We start from the raw sequence: 19,764 nt of genomic DNA on the forward strand, positions 1-19,764 counted from the left end.
CGCTGTCTCGAATGATCTTCCGGGCCAGTCTCCGGGCTTATAAGTGGCTTGACGCCTGATCTGCGACCTTCCCATGCAAAGCGCACAGTGGCAAAAACGCAGCTCTTTACTTATCTACCGTTGCGGGGGCAGCGCCGGCATGGGCGGTTAAAACCGCCGCACCGACTTCCTGTTTAAGCTTGGCCGAGAAAACGGCGCAAACACCTGAAAGAAGCGCGCAATTGTAGGGAGTCGGGCATGATAAAGCAAGAGTGTCCGAGCAGGTCGCCCACAATCGGCATTGCAAATACCCCTTTCCGTGCTATACATTGGTGCATTGATTAATGCTGTTAACTTAGACTTCAACGAATACGGGCGGGATCATGGAAATTCAATCGAAATTGTTAGGCAACCAAGACATCAATCCGGACACTATCATCAATTTTCCGCGCGGCCTACCCGGTTTTGAAGATCAGACCCGCTTTAAATTATTTCATCAGGAAGGCAGTGAGATTGTCTATTGGCTGCAATCGGTCGATAACGCGGAGCTGACTTTTTCCGCGGCTCATCCGTCGCACTTCAACATCAATTATAATTTTACGGTAACCGACCCCGAAGAAGCGCTGCTGCAACTAGAGCCGGGCGACGAACTGGTGATATTAATTCTGCTGCACAAAGACAACGAGCAGGATAATGGCAAGCCGACCATTAAAGGCTCGATCAAATCGCCAATCTTAATCAACGCCAACAAACGCATCGGCATGCAAAAAGTATTGGTGGCAATCGAACAAAGCATCACCCTGACCGAGAAGGTCAGTGAGATAGATGTATCTGAGGCTTAAAAATGCAAACATCCGCCGGCGATTGCGTTCGCCGGCGGATGTTTAAATCAGGCGGCCTGAACAGGAATGGAATGACTGGAATGGCTAATACGATTGTTGCCGTCGAAATACACCAAAGTCGGCTTGTAGTTCGTCAGTTCCTTCTCATCTAAGCTGGCGAACGCACAAACGATAATCAAATCGCCAGGGCACGCCAACCTTGCAGCTGCACCGTTAATCGAAAATACGCCGGAATCTTCTTCGGCGCGAATCGCATAGGTGGTAAAGCGTTGACCATTGTTAATATTGTAAATATGGATTTGCTCGTACTCCCTGATACCGGAAAAATCCAAAATTTTACCGTCTATAGCACACGATCCTTCGTAATCCAGCTCGGAATGCGTTACCCGCGCACGGTGTAACTTAGCTTTAAGCATGTTTATGTTCATGGTAAACAAGGTCGAATACTAGGGCCGGCGATTATGCCTGAAATTGACTCTGCTATCAAATTTAAGCATTAGCTTTCAAAGGTAAAAACCAATGCAGTCAGTTGTTTATTTTAGAAAAATACAGGTTATCGATCAGGCGTGTAGTGCCCAGCTTGGCAGCAGCCAAAATCAGCAGATTAGCGTCGCTGGTGCTGGCGGGCAATAAATCCTTGCTACGGCAAATGCTGAAATAGTCGACGGCAAAACCGGCTTGCTGCAGATTTTGGCGCTGCCGTTCCGCCACAGCTGGATAATCGACATGTCCCGCTAAAATCTCGTCGCGTGCAGCGATCAAGGCTTGATAGAGCTTGGGCGCGTGCTGTCTTTGTTGGTCGGTCAGATAGCCGTTGCGGGAACTCATCGCCAAGCCATCGTCCTCCCTAACCGTTGCCACGCCTTGAACCGTGACAGGTATATTCAGATCGGCGACCATTTGCCGAATCAGCGTCAGTTGTTGAAAATCCTTTTCGCCCAACAACAACAGGTCGGGCTGGACCATGTTCAACAGCTTACAAACAACCAAGGCTACGCCGTCAAAGTGTCCGGGCCGGCTGGCACCGCAATGCAGGGCCGACAAGCCGCTGACTGAAATGCCGGTTTGCGTGGCTTGCGGATACATTTCCGTCACCGCCGGCAAGAACAGCAAATCGGCGCCGTTTGCTATCAGCTTTTCCTGATCCTGCTGCTCGGTGCGCGGGTAACTGGCAAAATCTTCGTTCGGCCCAAACTGTGTGGGATTGACGAAAATACTGACCACCACTTTATCGGCCTGTTGCTTGGCCGTGCTAAGCAATTTGATATGCCCGGCATGCAGATTGCCCATGGTCGGCACGAAACCGATATCATGGCCGGCTTGCCGCCATTGCCGGATTACCTCTCGCAAGGCGGCGACGGTAGTGACTATCTGCATATGCTCAATAACTGTGTTCGGACGCTGGAAATTGCGCGGATTTAACCGCTTGATGATAGTGGCGTACCGCCTCTTCTATGCTGGAGGCATCGGCCATGAAGTTTTTAGAAAAGCGTGGTCGCTTGCCGGTGCTGATATTCAACATATCGTACAGCACCAACACCTGGCCATCGCAATCAACACCAGCGCCGATGCCTATGGTCGGAATACTCAGGCGCTGACTTATTTCGGCGGCCAGTTGCGCCGGCACGCATTCCAGCACTAAAAGGCTTGCGCCGGCTTGTTCGATTTTTTCCGCATCCGCCAAAATTTGTTTGGCTTGCTGTTCTTCACGACCCTGCACTTTATAACCGCCTAAGCGATTTACGGATTGCGGTAACAGACCTAGATGGCCGCAGACCGGAATGCCTTGATCCACCAGAAAGCGAATGACGTCGAGCTTGGCGCCTTCCAGTTTAACCATTTGCGCGCCGCCTGCCTGCATCAAGCTTGCCGCATTCGGTAAGGCCTGCTCCGGCGTGGCATAACTGGCAAACGGTAAATCGGTAACCACAAAAGCTCGCTTCCTGGCCATTGCCACGCTACGGCTGTGATACACCATATCGCTCAGTGTGACCGGCAAGGTGCTGCCGTGTCCTTGTATCACCATGCCCAACGAATCGCCGATCAGCAGCACGTCGATACCTGCTCTGTCCAACAGCGCACTGAAGCTGGCATCGTAAGCCGTTAGGCAGCTGATTTTTTCGCCGGCACGTTTCATTGCCGCCAGATCACTGATCGTCAGCGCCTTTAAGGCATCGGCATATAAGTTCATACTGTTATTTTCCGCAAGCCGTCGGGCGGACAAGCCGCCAAGAGTTGCGACAATGAATCCAGGCCCGGAATCTTCAAATCGCTGCTTGCCACATCAGCCAAGGGGTACAGCACAAAGGCGCGCTTGGACAACTCCGGATGCGGCACAATCAGGTCCGGTTCATTGATGCTCTGTTGTGCGTAAAGCAATACATCCAAATCCAGGGTTCTGGCTCCCCAACGCACGTTGCGCAGCCGGCCATGCCGGTTTTCGATTTGCTGTAATTGTCTGAGCAAAACCAAAGGTTCCAGCTCGGTCGAAATTCGCAGCACCGCATTCACATAATCGGGCTGATCTTGCGGCCCAACCGGCAAGCTGCGGTACAAGGGGGAGAAAGCTATTTCAGCCACACCCGGCAAGGCCGCGATTTCCTGTCTGGCCCGATTGACATGATCGACAGAGTCTTCGAGATTGCTGCCCAAGCCTATATAGGCCTCGACAGCTGACTTAGCTAGCGTCATTGCCGACGGGGGCGGGTTTGCCTCGAGAACGGTAACGACCGGTTTTCCGGTTACGGGGTTTGCCGCCGCCGGATTTTGGCGGCGCGGTCATTCTTTCCCGCTCCGCATCGTCGGCTTCCTGAAAACGTGTCCACCATTCGACCAGTTCCGGATCGGCGCCGCCGGTTTCCGCGCGTAGCCGCAAAAAGTCGTACGCCGCTCTGAATTTAGGCTGCTCCAGCAAACGATAAGGCCTTGGCCCAACCGTTCTGGAGAACTTGTTCTGCAAAAACCACACTTCGCGCATCGATTGGGTGATGTGGCGTGGTAGCGCGGTGACCTTGATTTGCCGGGTCAGCACTTCGTTGGCGGCGTTCTGATAGGCCAGCGTTTCGTTTTCGCCGTGGGCGATGCGTCTTTGCGCAGCCAATTGCAGCGGTTCCCACAACAAGGCAGCCAGTAAAAAATAAGGTGTCAGGGTTTTGCCGTCGTTGAAGCGGGTGTCGGAATTTTCCAAGGCCCGGATCAAGAACAAGCGCGGAAAATCGTGGTCTTCGCTGGCGAGGCAGCGGTCGGTATCCGGAAACAAAATCGCAAACAAACCGTAATGTCTGAGCATCTCGAAGGATTGCAGACCGTAACCGGACAAAAACAATTTAATGACTTCATCGTAAAGACGCGCCGAGGGGATGCTCTTCAATAAATCGGCTTGGGCGTAAATCGGTTTTTCGGTATCCGGATGCAACGTAAAACCCAGCTTCACGGCAAAACGGATGGCGCGCAGCATCCGCACCGGGTCTTCTCTATAGCGTACTTCCGGGTCGCCGATGAGACGCATGACCGCCGCCGCGTGATCCTGCATGCCGCCGGTATAATCCACCACGGAAAAATCGCGGATGTTGTAATAAAGAGCGTTGACGGTGAAATCTCGGCGCCAGACATCCTGTTCCAGTGTGCCGAACACGTTATCGCGCAATAACCGGCCGTCTTCATGCACGACTTGCTGGTCAGATTCTTCGGATTCGGAACCGCGAAACGTCGCCACCTCGATAATTTCGCGGCCGAAAAACACATGCGCCAGTCGAAAGCGCCGGCCAATAATTCGGCAATTACGAAATACTTGCTTGATTTGCTCCGGGCTGGCGTTAGTGGCCACGTCGAAATCCTTAGGCTCCCGCCCCAGCAGCAAATCCCTGACGCAGCCGCCCACCAAATAGGCCTCGTAATCGGCCTTTTTCAAGCGTTGCAGCACTTTCAGGGCGTTTTCGCTGATTTGTGCACGAGAAATGCAATGCTCTGAACGCGGATAAATCTTCACGGCACTCGACCCCGCCGATTCATTAACCGGTTCGGCAATTTGCTCATCCGGTGAAAAGATTTTTTTGAAGAAACTAAAAATGACTTTATCCCTTAATTTAGAATGACGTGTGCCAGCTTTTTCGAGGCTTCGGGCGCGAACGTCCTAGCGGTCTTATCATAACACCTCGCCAGATTTAAGCTCAATCCAGCACATTCTTTTACATTCCCTTGGGTTAAATGTAGAATTTCGCCATTCGCCGAATATTTTGGTGTAATAACATAAAAATTGGCTGTACTTGTCGCCCTTAGGCCGGTGACGGGGAATTTATATCGGAGAGTGGAGCGTATGTTTAAAAAAATTTTACTGGGTTTTGTAGACCAGCCTGTATTTACTAGTCTATTCGTCGCCGATTTCGCATTATTGGTTTTCCATAGACCGCCCTTTTTATTTTCCATCGTCATGATCGGCGCGCTGGTGGGCATGAGCATGTACATGGGGCAAAAACTAGCGATTTTCGACAAATAATTGCGACAATCCGCTAAAGCAAGCACCCCAAAACCCGGCGTGGATTTACCGTCCCCTCCGGGTTTTTTGCGTCGGCTGGCGGCTGCTGGTTACGATGCTTTCTTACTGCTGGCGATATGGTTTTTCGCCACGGCCATCGCTCTGCCTTTTAACGCCGGCCAAGCATTTGCCAGCGATCAGTTTTTTTATCCACTTTATCTGCTCGGCATCAGCTTTGTTTTCTATGGCTGGTTTTGGACCCACGGCGGCCAGACCCTGGGTTTGCGCGCCTGGAAAGTTAAAGTCAGCGCCTTGGATGGTCGCTCTCCCAATTGGCAGCAAGCCAGCGTCCGCTTCGTTGGCGGTTTATTATCCTGGGCTTGCTTGGGGCTAGGGTTTTTCTGGTGTCTATTCGATAGAAACGGCCAATGCTGGCACGATTACCTGTCAAAAACCCGGCTGGTTTTTCAGGAAGAAAAGCGCTGACGGCAAAAGCGGATATGCTATATTCCAGGCTCGATCAACCTACCAGCCGGGAATATACGATGAAAACAATAACAATACTTTTCTCCCTGTTTGCCGCCGTTGCCGCCGGCACCGCCAATGCCGAAGTCAAACTGGCGGATAACTCCAAATTACTGGGTAAATGGCAGGTCACTCACGAAGCCCTGGCTCTCGACCGCGAAAAGAAGCCCTTGCACGTCACTTGGGAATTTCAAAAAGACGGTACCTTGATAACCACCGGTGAAGATGCGCGTAGCGGCATCGGGGAAATGACCATCCCAATCAAATATAGCGTGGCCGACGGCGTGATAAAAAAGCAAGTCACACCTGGCCGGGAAAAATACGAAGATTGCGCGGTGGTGGAAATGGACGAAAAAGATGCGATTTTGAAATGTAAGTTTCTTTATTTGTTCATGACGCGCAAATAACCGCCGTCATAACGCTCCACGGAACGGAAGCAAGGGTTTTCCGTTCCGTGGAGAGGCAACTATGCCGCCTAGCTGACCCGCTTAACCGCGATCAGCGCGCCTAAAAACACCAAAGCACTCGGCAACATCGCCATCAACATCGGATTCATGTCGTAAACCAAACCGACATGGCCGGCAATCTTGTCGAAAATGTTAAATGTCATCCCGATCACGATGCCCATCATGATCCGCGCGCCGGTGCTGGTGCCGCGACCGATGCCAATCACAAACGGCGCCGACACCATCAACATCACAAAGGTCACAAACGGGTTGATTAAACGGCTCCAAAATGCCAACTCGTAACTTTGCGACTTTTGATTGTTCTGCTTCAGGAAGTCGATGTACATGAACAAATCGTAAAGCGACAGGTTGTCGGATTTAACGACAGCCACTTTCAGCAAATCCGAGTCGATGCTGGATTTCCAGTTTTGTTCTGCTTGAGTGCCGGCATAAATTTGCTGCCGATTGATTTCGGATTGTTTGACGCTTTCCAAGCGCCATTGTTTGTCGCCTAAAAACTGCGCATGTTCGGCCTGAGTGATGCGGGCGAGTTTATGTGCATCGTCGACATCGTAAATGCGTACATCGGCCAGCGAGCCATCGTCGAGAATTTTGCGGACGTTGATAAAGCTATTGCCTTCTCTCAGCCACATCCCGTATTGCGAGCGCATCACCACGCCGTCGTGCAGCGCCGTGGTTTTCAGCACTTGCGCGGCGCGTTCGCAAGACGGCGCGACGAACTCGCCCACCAGTACGGCAACGCTTACCAACAGCAAGCCTGCCAGCATAATGGTTCTGATAATCCAGGCAATGGATAAACCGGCGCCGCGCATCGCCACAATCTCGCGGTTATTCGCCATCGAGCCCACGACGAACAAGCTACCCAGCAACGCCGCCGACGGTACCAATTCGTAAAATACCCGTGGTGAGGTTAAGGTCAAAAACCATAAAATCTGTTTCAAGCCGTAACCGCCTTGCCCCAAATCTTTTAACTCGTCGCTGAAGCTGAACAGATTGAACAGCGTCAATAACAATATCACCGCAATCAAGGAGCCCTTGACGACTTCTTTAATGATGTAAATGGTCAATACGTTGATCATGACAGCTTCTCCTTAAGACTTTGCGACAACCATTGCCAGCCGTACAAACGCATCAACATTAACAAACCCAAGACCAGTAACAAGGCGTCCACCCAGAAATAGCCCAGCCAGGACGGCAGCGCCCCGCTGATTACCCAACTGTGGTTGACCCGCTGCAAATTGCCGTAAACGAAATAAATCCCAAAAGCTACCAGCATACTGCCGTATATTCCGCCGCGCGGCGACAGCTTAGCTAAGGGCACTGCCAGAAAAGCCAATAAAATAACCCCTAACGGCGTGCTGAAACGATCCTGCAACTCGGCGACATCGCGCAGTTCCGGGGACAGCCATAAATTCTCGGTAGTAGTAGCCTCACGGCCCAAATTCAAAATGGTGACCTTTTTTTCGATCAGCACGGCATATTCTTTAAATGTCTCAAGGGTGAAGTTCTTGTTACCCGGTACGCCTTGAATCCGTTCGCCATTTTCCAACACCAGATACAAGCCGCCGGGCAAGTTTTTCAACCAACCGTATTCGGCGTTTACCACGCCGGCTTTGTCGCCTTGTTTGTTTTGCACGAACACCTTGTGCATGCGGCCTTCGTCATCGACGTTTTCGGTGTAAAAAATCAACTCGCCGTCGCTGTACTCGCTGAAGCGGCCGGCAGCGATGCCGCGAATATCGGCATTTTGTTTATCCTGATGCATCAACTGCTCGGTTTTGGCCTCCGCCCACGGCGAAGCCAGCATGGATAGCGCCATACCCGCCAGACTTAATGGTATGACCAGCATGAATATCGCCCGATAAATGGTAAACACGCTGCCGCCGGCCGAGGAAATTGCCGCCATCTCCTGCTCGCGGTACATGCGGCCCAATACCATCAACACCGCCATAAACAGCGCGGCGGGCAGGAAGGTGGTCGTGGCGACGACGATTTTCAAACCCAATAAGGTCATCACCGTATCGTTGGCGATATTGCCTTCGATGGCCTGCGCCAATACCTTGATAAATTTGCGGCTGACGATGATCACCACCAACACGACCAACACGGCGGTGACGGTGTGAAACAGCTCCTTGATTATCATTTTATCCAGCACCGTCAATAGCCGGAAAGGCCGGCCCGCGCTGGGTAATCCTCGCTCAATGCTCAACAACTCACTCCTAATTTCTAAGGTATAATCGAACCACAGACCGCTGCATCCGGCGCAAACCCTCAATCCCAGATACTTACAGACTACTCTCATGGACTATTCTATAGAAAGCTCACCCTTAGACAAACTGCAAAGCGACTGTCTGCTGGTCGGAATCTACGAAAATCAACAACTCAGCCCGGCGGCAACCCAACTGGACAGCCAATTCGGCGGTTTGTTGAGCAAATTAATCGGCCGCGGCGACATCAGGGGCAAAAACGCCGAAACCTTATTGATCAATAACCTGCCCGACGGCAATATCGCCCGCATCGTGCTGCTCGGGTTTGGCGAGCGCGGCAAGGTCACGCGCAAGCAATACCGTAAAGCCTTGGCGGCTGCGATCAAAATCGTCAAGGACAGCAAAGTCAGCGCCGCCAGCTGCGCACTGCTGGATATAGACGTCAACGGTGCGGATAGCCAATGGAAAGCCCGCCAAGTGGTGGAAGTATTTAACGACGGCTTGTACCAATACAGCGCCACCAAAAAAGTCGACGACAAAAACCCGATGCAACGCTTAGCCGTTGTCGCCGACGACAGCCAAAAAGCCTTGGCTGAAACCGGCCTACAACAAGGCATCGCTATCGCTAAAGGCATGGAATTGGCCAAACACTTGGCCGACCTGCCCGGCAATATCTGCACGCCCACGCATCTGGCCGAACAAGCCCTGGCTCTGGCCGGCGAGCACGACAAACTCACCTGCGAGATTTTGGAAGAAAGCGACATGGAAGCCTTGGGCATGGGCTCCTTTCTGTCGGTATCGCGCGGCAGCCGTCAGCCTGCTAAATTGATTTGTCTGGATTACCAAGGCGGCGACAGCAACGCCAAACCCATTGTCTTGATCGGTAAGGGTCTAACTTTCGATGCCGGCGGCATTTCCTTGAAACCCGGCCTGGGCATGGACGAAATGAAATACGACATGTGCGGTGGCGCCAGCGTGTTAGGTCTGGTGCGCATGGCGACATTGTTGAATCTGAAACTGAACATCGTCGGCTTGATTCCGGCCTCGGAAAATCTGCCGGATGGCGCGGCCAACAAACCCGGCGACATCTGGACCAGCATGTCCGGCAAAACCATCGAAATCCTGAACACCGACGCTGAAGGCCGCTTGATTTTGTGCGACACGCTCACCTACGCAAAGAAATATAACCCGGATGTGGTCATTGATATGGCGACCTTGACCGGCGCCTGTATCGTCGCCTTGGGCCGGGTACCGAGCGGCTTGTTCGGCAACGACGACAAACTCTGCAACGATTTGCTGAGCGCCGGCGATGCCGCCTGCGACTTGGTGTGGCGCATGCCGATCTGGGAAGAATATCAGGAGCAACTAAAATCCAACTTCGCCGATCTGGCCAACATCGGCGGCCCGGACGGCGGCAGCATCACGGCAGCGGTATTTTTATCCAAATTTGCCGAAGAATACCGCTGGGCGCATATCGACATCGCCGGCACCGCTTGGCGCACCGGCGCCAACAAAGGCGCAACCGGCCGGCCGGTCCCGCTGGTAAGCCAGTATTTGCTAAACCGCGCCTCGGCTTAAGGCCGAGCGTAACAGAGGCTTTCGCGGTGATCCGGTGTCGCGAAAGCCCCTGCACTTTCCGCAGGCTTAAAACGACATGACCGACCCCAGTCATTCGCCATCCCTCCCCGAAGTCAGCTTCTACGTGCTGGCGACCCATGACCAGCAACAACGCCAGGATTTCGCCTGCAAGCTGATCGAGAAAATCTACCGTAGCGGCCATTTTCCCTATGTGCTGACCGACTCGGCGGAGCAAGCCGAGCAAATCGATAAAGCCTTGTGGACCTTCCGGGCCGGCAGTTTTATTCCGCACCAAACCTATCGCGGAGAAATCCCGGCATTTACCGGCACCATCCTAATTGGTGGCGAAAACATTCCTGAGGGCTGGCAGAAAATTGTCGTCAACCTATCCAGTTTGTACCCGCCGACCACCGCCCCGACCGAGCGTATCCTGGAAATATTGGACAACAGCGAAGCGTGCAAACAGGCCGGCCGCCAGCGTTACCGGCATTACCAGCAAGCCCTACTGGCGATTACTACCCACAAAATGTAGGGTGGTCACGTGGCGAACTAGAAAATGCAACGAGGACTTCGCCCCGGTTATCGCCAACCAAAGCAAAGCTCAGAAAAGTGGAATCCCAATTTGTACAACGCATCCGCCCTCTCGCGCCATGAAAAGTAAAACGCTGATTGTTGCCGCCTTGCTTATAGCTGTCACCGCACTATTTCTCTATAGCCGCCGCCCGCAGCCGGTGGCAGTGGAGGCTTACACTGTGGTGGAAGGCGAGGTGCGGGCGACGGTAGCGAATACCCGGGTGGGTACGGTCAAAGCGTGTCGGCGGGCCTATCTGGCGCCGGCAACCGGCGGGCAAGTGGCGCAGCTGCGGGTTAAGGAGGGCGACAAAGTCAAGCAGGGTCAGGTGTTATTGGAGGTTTGGAACCAGGACTTAAAAGCTCAGGTTGAACTGCAAAAAGCCCAGATCAATGCCAGCCGAGCCAGCGCAGAACAAGCTTGCCAATTGGCCGGTGGCGCGGAGCGGGAAGCGGCCAGGATGACGCAATTGCAAAAACACAAAAACGTGGTGTCTGTGGAGCAAGTCGATAAATCAGTGACGGGCGGCAAGTCGCAGCGCGCGGCATGCCGGGCCGCGCTGCAAGCCATTGAGGTGGCAGAGGCGCAATTGGGCGTGGCGGAAGCGGCGGTGCTGCGTACCTTGGTGAAAGCGCCGTTTGACGGCACGGTGGCGGAAGTGAATGCCGAGTTGGGCGAATTTGTTACACCGTCGCCGCCGGGGATTCCAACCTTGCCGCCCATTGACTTGCTGGATGTCAGCTGTTTGACCGTTTCCGCGCCTATCGATGAAGTGGACGCAGCCAGCATCAAGACCGGCATGAGTGCTTGTGTGTCGCTGGATGCGTTTCCGGATAAGCGTTGTTCCGGCATTGTCACCCGCGTCGCGCCCTACGTGTTGGAAAAGGAAAAACAGGCGCGCACGGTGGAAGTGGAAGTGACCTTGCGCGATCCCAAAGATCTGGCGGAGCTGTTGCCGGGTTACAGCGCCGACATTGAAGTGTTGCTCAGTCAAAAAGAGCGCACGCTGCGTTTGCCGGCCGAGGCGATTCTGGAGAATCATCGCGTATTGTTGATAGACGCAGACCATGTGTTGCATGAACAGAGCTTCCAGCCCGGTTTATCCAACTGGAGTTTTACGGAAGTACTGTCCGGGCTGAAAGCGGGCGATCAAGTAGTGACGTCGGTTGGCAAGGAAGGCGTGGCGGCCGGCGTAACGGTCAGTGTCAAGCCATGATTCAGCTCAGTGGCATTCGCCGGGTATTTCAGGTCGGCGAGCAGACCGTACAGGCTTTGAACGGGATAGACCTGTCTATCGGGCCCGGCGAATATGTGTCGGTGATGGGGCCGTCAGGATCGGGCAAATCGACGCTGTTAAACATTGTCGCGCTGCTTGATCAGCCCTCGGCCGGCCAATACTTATTAAACGGCACCGATGTCACCCGGCAAAGCGATGACGAGCTGGCGCGGATTCGACGCGACAATATCGGCTTTGTGTTTCAATTTTTTCATTTGATCCCCAGGCTCACCGCAGCGGAAAACATCGAAATGCCGATGATTCTGGCCGGGGTTGATAGTAAGCAGCGCAAGCAGCGGGTGTTACAGGCGCTAGCGTCCGTGAGTTTACTGGATCGTGCCGAGCATAAGCCCAATCAATTGTCCGGCGGCCAGTTGCAGCGCATTGCCATTGCCAGGGCGATGATCATGCAACCCGGTATTTTGCTGGCCGACGAGCCGACCGGCAATCTGGACAGCAAGTCTGGACAGGACATCATCGAGTTGTTGGAGAATTTAAATCAGCAAGGCGTGACTTTAATCATCATCACTCACGATCAAAATATCGGCGGCAGAGCCAAGCGGCAGTTGCGCATTGTGGACGGCCGTTTGGCGGACGGCGCGGTTTAGTTTTTCATTTAGAACGGTGCTAAAAAAGCTTGGCGGCGATAACTTTGTCGTTAGAGTTTTCCTGGTTGTGCGATACTGTCAACAGAGTTGACACGCCAGTAGGCTGAGGAGGGATGATGGAGCGATATAGATTAAGTTTTTGTAATGCCATCAAGCTGGATGAGGACTTGGCGGAGTTTATTGTCGATGAGGGAGTGGAACTCAACTTGGCGCTTGTCGACGAATATCATGCTTGGATCGTGGCGCATTTGCAGAGGCCCTATCTGCTGCTGGTGCACAAAGTAAACGCCTATCACTATGACTTTGCCTCGCAAACTGCTATGGGTACTTTGCTGGGTATTAAAGCGGCGGCATTTGTGGTGTATACCCATATTAGTCAGCTAACCACCCAAGTTATGTTGTCAATGCCGCGGGATGCCGATTGGGTTTATCGGATTTTTAATAATCGTGACGATGCGTTGATGTGGTTGGGAATGCAGCGGGAATCGAACGATCACGACGGAAAAACTTTAAAATCCACCTCTAAGTCATTAATTCGTTAGAATCTGTGTTTTCAGCCACAGATTGGGAAGTTTTTTGTGACTCAGCTCAAATATCGTTCTATTTTTACGCCAGCCAGCGACGTGCAACGGCAAGAAAATTTTGCTGATTATTGGCTGTTTACCCAACAACATGGCGGTGAGTTATTGGAAGCGGACCGGGATTTGGCTAAAAAGCGCGAGCGATTGGCTTATTTTCAAAATAATCCGGTGCGCTTGCACAAGCCCTTAGCGGACCCGGAAGCATTTTATCGTAATTATGTGAAGATGGTGGACGATCCAAAATCCTTGGACAGGCTGACCTTATTACTCTGCGGTATTTATAAATTCGCGCGCCACGAGTGGGTAGGTATCAAAGGCGCTTGGGATGTGGTGCCGGATATGGCTAATTCGCATAGCGTGGAAGACAAAATTTCCCGAGTGCATCTGGCCGAAGAGTTTTGCCATTGGCGTTTGTTCGACGAAATGCTGAAAACCTGCGGATTAGAGCGGGTGATATGGGAACCGTTGACCCCGTTTAAGGAAATGATCTACGAACAATTTCCGAAGTTGCCGGGGGTATTGATGGATACGCCGGCCTTCGTCACCGAGTTAATGGGCGTCAGCTTCTATTGTCATTTGTATCCCTTATTCGACGAGTTATTGGCCGACGAGCCGGAAGTTAGAGATCGTCTGAAAGCCTTGCTGGACGAAATCACCATCGACGAAGTCGCGCACGTCGGGCAACGCCGTAATTTCATCGGGCCGTTGGGCATTAAGATTGCCCGCTATCTGGTTAAGCCGTTTTACATACTGTTTTATCAGGACATTCCGGAAGTGGGCGAATTATTCGATGTCAAGCAAATGATCGCTCACGGCGAAGCGTTTGATTTTAATCAATTGCCGGACTACATGGTCGCCCGCAGTTGGGTTCCTTCTTATTGCAAGGTTGCCGCTTAAAATCTGGTCTCGAAAGCGACTGCCAATTCAGCAATGACATACCTTTGGTCAGGCGTTGCAAGCAACCCGGTATCTGAAGAACAGGCGTTTAGCCAGTTTGGCTTAACGCAGAAACGGCAACATCACCCCAAACACCAAAATCAGCGTAGTGCCGATCAGGGCGGTTTGGCCGGGAATTTGTTCGAATAGCAAGACGCTCCAGGCTAGGCTTAATAGCGGGGCCAAATACCCTATGGAGCTCACCAAGGCTGCTGGCGCCGCTTGATAAGCCCGGGTCATGTAATGTTGCGCGCCGCTGCCCGACAGACCTACCAAGAGTAATAAGCCCCAGCTTTCCGGCGAACCAGGTAGGCGATAGCCAAAGCGCGCAAAATAAAAGCCGTGTAACACCAAGCCGACCAGACAAAAATAGAAAATCACCGTTTGCGGCGTATTACTGCGCCCGGCGCGCGCCACCATCAAATATGCCAGCGCCGACAGCAGACCGGCCAGCAACGCCATGGCTTGACCAAACAGGTTATGGCTATTGTGCAGGTCAAATAGCAAAGATACTCCGCAAAACGACCCAATAATCGCCAGCCAAACCAGCAGCGAGTTTTTCTGGCCCAGTACCAACGGCCCCAACAGCATTACGAACACACCGCTGCTGGCGGTCAGAAAAGCGCTTTCGCCGGGACCGATGCGGACGATGGCCGCAAACGACAGCATCAAGGCCGTGCTGCCGAACAAGCCGCGCAACCACAGCGAGGGGCGGGCGTCGCCGAACAGGCCGAGAAGTCGGCCGCCGATCAGCGCCGGAATTGTCAGGATCAAGAAATTGGCCAGGATGCGGATAAAGCTGATCATGCTGGGCGGCAAGCCGGTATCGAATAGGCCGATGGCGTATGCGCCGGCGTTCATGACCGAAAACAAGACACAAGCGACCAGCATATAACTCAGACCGAGGCGGCTGTTAGGCAGCGGCAAGATAGGCGTGGGAGTTTGGATGGTTTGCGGCTGATTAGTGTCGGCGGGCACTGGTGGCTTGGCTTAAGAGCGTCGGTAAGGGCGAATAGGTTGAGGATAGGGCCGTATCGGTTCGGCCTGACGGCTTGCGACTCCAAAATGCACATCATTGCGCCGGCTACCGACGCACGGATTTGGTCAGCGTCGCAGGTATATTAACCTCTTAAGGTTTGGATGTGTGGTTTTTGGCGATACTGCGGGGGGATATTCCGAAATATTTGCTAAAAGCAGTGCTGAAATTGCTGGCGTGATTGTAGCCGACATAGGCGGCGGCAACATCGATTTGACAGCGGCTGGATTCTAATAACTGATAGGCGGTTTTCATGCGAATATCTAATAATAAGCCATACGGCGTCGTATTAAAAAAGTGATGAAACAATTGTTTTAATTTAAATTGATTGGTGCCGACACGTTTGGATAATTCGGCAACCGATGGCGGGTTTTTATATTCATTTAACAGAATGTTATGCGCAGCTTGGGCAATGACTTGGTCTTTTTTTGAAAATACCGGCGATGTCTTTCGATTATCTTGCCATAGATGAGTCATTTCCGCGGCTAATATCGACAGGGCTTGGCCGTGCATAAATACATGTCTTGCCGGATTATTCGGGTCGCAATTTAATAGCTGTCGCGTGGCTATTAATGCCGTATTTGAAATGGGTTTATAACTTATTAAACTAATGCCGTTCTTATTAAAAAATCGCGTTGCGGTATTTTCGCCGAAGTATCGACTCAACCAAGATTTACTCATCGAAAACCGCACTTGGGCCATTGGATTATTGGCTTGATATTGGCGTTCGCCAATACTGGAGCTGAATGCGGTTATCGACGTATAGCCTTCATTAAAAGTAATTTCCTGGCCCTGCGCATCAACGAATCTCGATTGCCCTTGCATGCCCAAAGTCACCACCAGGCGAGGGTTGTGCTGATCCATTCGGGTCAGAATGGCTAAATCCTGACTGGGCTGATAATGGGTTTCGATATAGTTCAAGTCTGGGTCGAGCGGAAATAATGTCGAGTAGCCTTTGCCTATGTCATCCGGCAGATACTCAGTCAGGCAGTTGCCTTGCTGGCGGGATTGCAATTCGTCGTTTTTGATGCGCCAGCGTCCCGCCGTTTTCTTCGTCATGGCAATCCCTATGTTGGTACTAATAAGCAATTTTTATTTAAACTATGTTATTTGGCTTAATTAATGGTTGCTAAATGGGCCGCTGAGTTTTTTTGGATGAAGTAGTCGAAAATTCGGATATTTCCAGCTGCTACTTATAGCATAAAAAATATTACTTTTAGCATATGAAAGTAACTCAGGCGGTTGCGAGTGATTCGTTAAAATCAGCATTGTGATAAACGCTTTCCATATTCGAACATTCAGCGATAAATGTTCGGTGGATAGGGTTTTATTTTTGCCGAATGTTGACTGGAATGATCATGAAATACGCCGTGCTGCCCTTACTGAATTTACCCAAATCCTTGCTGGTTTTTTTTGCGCTACTGCAAGCCGGTACCGCCGTCCTGGCAGAGGAAAAGACTGACCAGCTCGATTCCACCGAGGTAGTCGCCAACCCTGTTATCGAAGAAAATCATGTGGACGAGTTCTCCGGCGTATCTGCGGTCGTCACTGAAGAACAAATCCGCGACCAAAATGCATTGGATCTGGCGTCGGTCCTGAAAAGAACGCCGGGCGTGCAGATCTCGCGATACAACCCCGTCGGTGCGTTCGGCGGCGACCAGGGCGGCGCGGTGGCGATTCGTGGTCAGGGTGCCGGCCGACCAGGTAGCGAGATCAAGACCTATATCGACGATATTCCTATGTATATGGCTACCTGGAACCATCCTTTGCTGGATTTGTTGCCCGTCAACGGCATGCAATCGATTACGGTTTACAAGGGCCCGCAGCCGGCTATCAACGGCAACAATTTCGGTTCGATCAACCTGCAAACCAAGGCTGCGGCGGAGGACGGTTTGCACGGTAGCGGCCGGTTGTCCGGCGGCTTTTTCGGCACGATTACCGAGCAAGCCGATGTGCAAGGCAAGTACGGTGATTTCGATTTCTCGTTGGCACAAGGCTACGCCAAATCAGACGGCCATCGCCAAAATGGCTATGGCGAATTACGCAATGTGATGGGAAAAGCCGGCTATCAGTTAAATCCGCAATGGCGTTCGGACGTGACGTTTCTCTACGCGGATAACCGAGCGGGCGACCCCGGACAATATGGGGTCACGCCGCCTATCGGCGAGTACGATACGGTTGCGGGTATGGTAGCGGCCAGCGTCAGCCACGCGCACGGCGATTGGCAGGGCAAATTTACTCTCTACCATAACGGCGGCGACGGTAATTGGTTGAGTCAAAATACCTACTTCACCGGCTTCGCTGACAACCGCTCGAATCTGCTCAGCCAATACAGCATGGACGGCTTTCGCTGGAAAGAACAGTTTTCGCCCTGGCAGGGCGGCACCTTAACGGCTGGGATAGATAACGAGTGGCTGAACGGTAAAGTGACTAACCTGGGCACGCAAACCGGCAATCAAGTGTATCAATTTGCCACACCCACTTTCAGGCTCACCAGTCCTTACCTGGCCTTGAGTCACGATCTGGTGCTGAGCAAAGAGTGGGTGATGGTCCCGTCCCTTGGTGTGCGCTTTTACGACCATAGCCATTACCAGTCCAAAGCCTCGCCGCACGCCGGTTTGTCATTTGTCTCCGACGATTTAACCGTGTTCGGTAACGTCTCAAACGGTGTCAACTATCCCGGTATTGACGCGGCGGCTAACTCGGGCGCCTTGTCGAACGTGCCGTTAAATCTATTTTCCGGCGGCTTTTTACCGAATTTTTCAGCCGACGGCTGGCAAAACTTGTCGCCGGAAAACGTCGATCATGCTGAAGTGGGTTTGAAAGCTTCGCCGTTCAAAAGTACGCAAATCGATCTGAGCTTTTTCATCGATAACGTCAAGAATCGCTACGTGTTCGACTTAACCCAGGGTGCTTATATCAATTACGGCTCGTACTGGATGCGTGGCTTGGAAGCGTCGGTAAAACAAGACTTGATCGCCGACTGGAGTCTATTTGCCGGATTGACGCTACTCAACCCCAGCATCCCGAATTTGCCCTACACCCCGGAACAAGCGGTGACCGCCGGCATCAACGGCCCCATCGGTCCGCTGCGCTTTTCTTTCGATCTGCAATACCAATCAAGAACTTGGGCGTTGAATCGCGCCCGGAATGTCGCCGAGGTGAATAACCAACGTGTCGAAGCCTTTACTGTGGCGAATACCCGGCTGGCCTATCCTATTGCCGAGTTAGGCAAAAAAGGCGAAGTGTTTGTCAGCGTGGAAAACTTGTTTGATAAACGCTATGTCTATCGCCCTGGTTATCAAATGCCGGGTATTTGGGGGCAAATCGGTATTGCCGCCAGCTTCTAGGCGATTTAATCCATATCCACTCGACAGCGCCGGTTTTCGCCGGCGCTGCTTTTTTGAAATAGCCATGAAATCTCAATCTAGTTTCAAGCACTGCTACCGATTACTCTTGGTTTTGCTGTTGACGTTGCCGGGCAGCGTCGCCTGCGCCCAAGACCAACATTTGCTCATCGCGGCAGCGCGGGTTTTCGATGGCTATACGCTCAGAAGCGATGCTGCGGTGCTGATAAGCGACGGGAAGGTCGCCAGGATAGACAGCCGGGAAGCGTTTAACGATAGCGATGCGCCCCGGCTTGAGCTAGGCGATGCCACACTGTTGCCCGGTTTCATCGAGTTACATGCCCATCTGAGCTACCAACACGTGCCGACTGATACCGTGCTGCGCCATGGCATCACCACAGTGCGTGATGTCGGCGGGCCGCTGCATCAGCCTTACGGCGGCGACGGCAGCTTAAGACTGATGACGTCCGGGCCGATTATCACCGCGCCGGCAGGCTATCCGATCCCTAACCTGGGCGAAACTGACATTGCCATGCCGGTAGCCGATGAGCAGCAGGCGCGGCAAGCGGTGCGTAAACTGGTGGCAGGCGGCGCGGTAGTGATTAAAGTGGCGCTGGAGCCCGGCGGCGAAGCGGGCGCGCCTTGGTCTGGCGGACACACGCACGCTCATTCCCAAGACCCACGCAGCAAAGCGCACGATAAACCACATAGCTGGCCGATGTTAGCGCCGGCGGTGTTGGCGGCCATTGTCGACGAAGCGCATCTAGTCGGCCGCCGGGTGGCGGCGCATCTTGCCGAGCCCAAAGGCGCACAATTGGCCCTGGATGCCGGTGTCGATGAATGGGCCCACGCGCCCTGCGACAGATTGCCGGACGCGCAATTGCAGCGGGCCGCGGCGCAACAGGTCAGAATCGTCGGCACCATCGATACTTTGTCGAAATGTCCGGGCCTGAGCAGCAATGTCAGGCGCTTGGCCGAGTTGGGCGCGGAGTTTTTATATGGCGCGGAAATCGCCCATCCCGACATTCCCTGGGGCATAGATGGGCAGGAATTACTGTACTTACAACATCTGGCTGGTATGGCGCCGTTGGATGTGATGCGGACCGCAACCTCCAAAGCGGGCCAATACCTGAATACGCCCTTGCTTGGCTCCTTATTACCCGGCGCGCCGGCCGATCTGATCGCGGTAAAAGGTGATCCGACGCAAAAGCTTAAGTTGTTGGAATACCCTGATTTGGTGATGTCCGGCGGCAAGCTGATAATCAATTACTTCGGAAATTGATCGGTCCCGGTTCTATAGTGGCTCTGCTCAGCCTCTGGAAAACCAAAGTTCAAGG

The 19,764-nt window shown here is 52.8% G+C and carries 21 protein-coding genes and 1 riboswitch; of the genes, 12 read left to right on the forward strand and 9 right to left on the reverse strand.

Features of this window, described 5'->3' with window-relative positions:
- Positions 1-5 precede the first annotated feature (5 nt).
- A riboswitch (cobalamin riboswitch) is annotated at positions 6-223 on the reverse strand.
- 139 nt (positions 224-362) lie between these two features.
- A complete protein-coding gene (gene fliW, locus ACWAU0_RS08185; protein WP_033156828.1) occupies positions 363-821 on the forward strand; it encodes a flagellar assembly protein FliW in 459 nt (152 codons plus the stop codon).
- Between the two features lie 47 nt (positions 822-868).
- Here the strand turns inward: fliW and panD are convergent, their stop codons facing one another.
- The 5 genes from panD to pcnB all read right to left on the reverse strand — a co-directional run bounded on the left by panD (position 869) and on the right by pcnB (position 4,809).
- Entirely contained in the window at positions 869-1,249 is a 381-nt protein-coding gene (gene panD, locus ACWAU0_RS08190; RefSeq protein WP_033156827.1) for an aspartate 1-decarboxylase, read from the reverse strand.
- A gap of 97 nt (positions 1,250-1,346) precedes the next feature.
- Positions 1,347-2,198: a pantoate--beta-alanine ligase gene (panC, locus tag ACWAU0_RS08195; protein WP_458138882.1), complete on the reverse strand. Its 852-nt coding sequence runs from the start codon at positions 2,196-2,198 to the stop codon at positions 1,347-1,349.
- A gap of 4 nt (positions 2,199-2,202) precedes the next feature.
- Complete coding sequence (panB, locus tag ACWAU0_RS08200; RefSeq protein WP_458138883.1) at positions 2,203-3,012, reverse strand: 3-methyl-2-oxobutanoate hydroxymethyltransferase; 810 nt, start codon at positions 3,010-3,012, stop codon at positions 2,203-2,205.
- Positions 3,009-3,512, reverse strand: coding sequence for a 2-amino-4-hydroxy-6-hydroxymethyldihydropteridine diphosphokinase (gene folK / locus ACWAU0_RS08205; protein ID WP_458138884.1), 504 nt, complete (start codon positions 3,510-3,512; stop codon positions 3,009-3,011). Before folK ends, panB begins: the two co-directional genes overlap by 4 nt.
- On the reverse strand, positions 3,499-4,809 hold the full coding sequence (gene pcnB / locus ACWAU0_RS08210; RefSeq protein WP_458138885.1) for a polynucleotide adenylyltransferase PcnB: 1,311 nt from the start codon (positions 4,807-4,809) through the stop codon (positions 3,499-3,501). The genes folK and pcnB overlap by 14 nt, the downstream gene beginning before the upstream one ends.
- 327 nt (positions 4,810-5,136) lie before the next feature.
- Between pcnB and ACWAU0_RS08215 the strand changes: the two genes are divergently transcribed.
- From ACWAU0_RS08215 to ACWAU0_RS08225, 3 genes are read left to right on the forward strand one after another with little or no spacing between them, the layout of a single operon-like run.
- Positions 5,137-5,316 (forward strand): hypothetical protein, encoded by a 180-nt coding sequence (locus ACWAU0_RS08215; protein WP_020483849.1) that lies wholly within the window; start codon positions 5,137-5,139, stop codon positions 5,314-5,316.
- Positions 5,317-5,781, forward strand: a complete 465-nt coding sequence (locus ACWAU0_RS08220) for an RDD family protein (protein ID WP_523070781.1) — start codon at positions 5,317-5,319, stop codon at positions 5,779-5,781.
- A 59-nt stretch (positions 5,782-5,840) separates the two neighbouring features.
- Positions 5,841-6,227, forward strand: coding sequence for a hypothetical protein (locus tag ACWAU0_RS08225; RefSeq protein WP_033156821.1), 387 nt, complete (start codon positions 5,841-5,843; stop codon positions 6,225-6,227).
- A gap of 68 nt (positions 6,228-6,295) precedes the next feature.
- On the opposite strand, the gene lptG is transcribed toward ACWAU0_RS08225, so the two are convergent.
- Together lptG and lptF are read right to left on the reverse strand one after the other, a co-directional pair.
- Positions 6,296-7,366, reverse strand: a complete 1,071-nt coding sequence (gene lptG, locus ACWAU0_RS08230) for an LPS export ABC transporter permease LptG (RefSeq protein WP_503428545.1) — start codon at positions 7,364-7,366, stop codon at positions 6,296-6,298.
- A complete protein-coding gene (lptF, locus tag ACWAU0_RS08235) occupies positions 7,363-8,496 on the reverse strand; it encodes an LPS export ABC transporter permease LptF (protein WP_458138887.1) in 1,134 nt (377 codons plus the stop codon). Before lptF ends, lptG begins: the two co-directional genes overlap by 4 nt.
- Before the next feature lie 91 nt (positions 8,497-8,587).
- Between lptF and ACWAU0_RS08240 the strand changes: the two genes are divergently transcribed.
- The 6 genes from ACWAU0_RS08240 (at position 8,588) to ACWAU0_RS08265 (ending at position 14,005) form a co-directional block, all read left to right on the forward strand.
- Positions 8,588-10,072, forward strand: a complete 1,485-nt coding sequence (locus ACWAU0_RS08240; RefSeq protein ID WP_458138888.1) for a leucyl aminopeptidase — start codon at positions 8,588-8,590, stop codon at positions 10,070-10,072.
- A gap of 76 nt (positions 10,073-10,148) precedes the next feature.
- Complete coding sequence (locus ACWAU0_RS08245) at positions 10,149-10,604, forward strand: DNA polymerase III subunit chi (RefSeq protein WP_033156818.1); 456 nt, start codon at positions 10,149-10,151, stop codon at positions 10,602-10,604.
- A 118-nt stretch (positions 10,605-10,722) separates the two neighbouring features.
- Positions 10,723-11,859, forward strand: a complete 1,137-nt coding sequence (locus ACWAU0_RS08250) for an efflux RND transporter periplasmic adaptor subunit (RefSeq protein ID WP_033156817.1) — start codon at positions 10,723-10,725, stop codon at positions 11,857-11,859.
- Positions 11,856-12,527, forward strand: coding sequence for an ABC transporter ATP-binding protein (locus ACWAU0_RS08255; protein ID WP_033156816.1), 672 nt, complete (start codon positions 11,856-11,858; stop codon positions 12,525-12,527). Before ACWAU0_RS08250 ends, ACWAU0_RS08255 begins: the two co-directional genes overlap by 4 nt.
- Before the next feature lie 113 nt (positions 12,528-12,640).
- Positions 12,641-13,069: a hypothetical protein gene (locus ACWAU0_RS08260; RefSeq protein WP_415879339.1), complete on the forward strand. Its 429-nt coding sequence runs from the start codon at positions 12,641-12,643 to the stop codon at positions 13,067-13,069.
- A gap of 36 nt (positions 13,070-13,105) precedes the next feature.
- Positions 13,106-14,005, forward strand: a complete 900-nt coding sequence (locus ACWAU0_RS08265) for a hypothetical protein (protein WP_458138889.1) — start codon at positions 13,106-13,108, stop codon at positions 14,003-14,005.
- Positions 14,006-14,107: 102 nt separating this feature from the next.
- On the opposite strand, the gene ACWAU0_RS08270 is transcribed toward ACWAU0_RS08265, so the two are convergent.
- Both ACWAU0_RS08270 and ACWAU0_RS08275 read right to left on the reverse strand, forming a co-directional pair.
- Complete coding sequence (locus ACWAU0_RS08270) at positions 14,108-15,022, reverse strand: DMT family transporter (RefSeq protein WP_458138890.1); 915 nt, start codon at positions 15,020-15,022, stop codon at positions 14,108-14,110.
- Positions 15,023-15,173: 151 nt separating this feature from the next.
- Positions 15,174-16,139, reverse strand: a complete 966-nt coding sequence (locus ACWAU0_RS08275) for a helix-turn-helix domain-containing protein (protein WP_458138891.1) — start codon at positions 16,137-16,139, stop codon at positions 15,174-15,176.
- Positions 16,140-16,438: 299 nt separating this feature from the next.
- On the opposite strand from ACWAU0_RS08275, the gene ACWAU0_RS08280 reads away from it, so the two are divergent.
- Together ACWAU0_RS08280 and ACWAU0_RS08285 are read left to right on the forward strand one after the other, a co-directional pair.
- Positions 16,439-18,430: a TonB-dependent receptor gene (locus tag ACWAU0_RS08280; RefSeq protein ID WP_205452664.1), complete on the forward strand. Its 1,992-nt coding sequence runs from the start codon at positions 16,439-16,441 to the stop codon at positions 18,428-18,430.
- A 64-nt stretch (positions 18,431-18,494) separates the two neighbouring features.
- Positions 18,495-19,709, forward strand: a complete 1,215-nt coding sequence (locus tag ACWAU0_RS08285; protein WP_205452671.1) for an amidohydrolase family protein — start codon at positions 18,495-18,497, stop codon at positions 19,707-19,709.
- Positions 19,710-19,764: the final 55 nt, after the last annotated feature.

The sequence above is a fragment of the Methylomonas sp. Uni0009 genome, from assembly GCF_054188105.3.

What these genes read in the sequence shown, in the direction of transcription:
- folK (WP_458138884.1), bottom strand. Translation starts at nt 3,512, where the DNA reads ATGACGCTAGCTAAGTCAGCTGTCGAGGCCTATATAGGCTTGGGCAGC.
- ACWAU0_RS08260 (WP_415879339.1), top strand. Translation starts at nt 12,641, where the DNA reads ATGATGGAGCGATATAGATTAAGTTTTTGTAATGCCATCAAGCTGGAT.
- panB (WP_458138883.1), bottom strand. Translation starts at nt 3,012, where the DNA reads ATGAACTTATATGCCGATGCCTTAAAGGCGCTGACGATCAGTGATCTG.
- lptG (WP_503428545.1), bottom strand. Translation starts at nt 7,366, where the DNA reads ATGATCAACGTATTGACCATTTACATCATTAAAGAAGTCGTCAAGGGC.
- ACWAU0_RS08255 (WP_033156816.1), top strand. Translation starts at nt 11,856, where the DNA reads ATGATTCAGCTCAGTGGCATTCGCCGGGTATTTCAGGTCGGCGAGCAG.
- ACWAU0_RS08215 (WP_020483849.1), top strand. Translation starts at nt 5,137, where the DNA reads ATGTTTAAAAAAATTTTACTGGGTTTTGTAGACCAGCCTGTATTTACT.
- ACWAU0_RS08225 (WP_033156821.1), top strand. Translation starts at nt 5,841, where the DNA reads ATGAAAACAATAACAATACTTTTCTCCCTGTTTGCCGCCGTTGCCGCC.
- ACWAU0_RS08245 (WP_033156818.1), top strand. Translation starts at nt 10,149, where the DNA reads ATGACCGACCCCAGTCATTCGCCATCCCTCCCCGAAGTCAGCTTCTAC.
- ACWAU0_RS08250 (WP_033156817.1), top strand. Translation starts at nt 10,723, where the DNA reads ATGAAAAGTAAAACGCTGATTGTTGCCGCCTTGCTTATAGCTGTCACC.
- ACWAU0_RS08240 (WP_458138888.1), top strand. Translation starts at nt 8,588, where the DNA reads ATGGACTATTCTATAGAAAGCTCACCCTTAGACAAACTGCAAAGCGAC.
- ACWAU0_RS08285 (WP_205452671.1), top strand. Translation starts at nt 18,495, where the DNA reads ATGAAATCTCAATCTAGTTTCAAGCACTGCTACCGATTACTCTTGGTT.
- ACWAU0_RS08280 (WP_205452664.1), top strand. Translation starts at nt 16,439, where the DNA reads ATGAAATACGCCGTGCTGCCCTTACTGAATTTACCCAAATCCTTGCTG.
- panD (WP_033156827.1), bottom strand. Translation starts at nt 1,249, where the DNA reads ATGAACATAAACATGCTTAAAGCTAAGTTACACCGTGCGCGGGTAACG.
- panC (WP_458138882.1), bottom strand. Translation starts at nt 2,198, where the DNA reads ATGCAGATAGTCACTACCGTCGCCGCCTTGCGAGAGGTAATCCGGCAA.
- ACWAU0_RS08275 (WP_458138891.1), bottom strand. Translation starts at nt 16,139, where the DNA reads ATGACGAAGAAAACGGCGGGACGCTGGCGCATCAAAAACGACGAATTG.
- fliW (WP_033156828.1), top strand. Translation starts at nt 363, where the DNA reads ATGGAAATTCAATCGAAATTGTTAGGCAACCAAGACATCAATCCGGAC.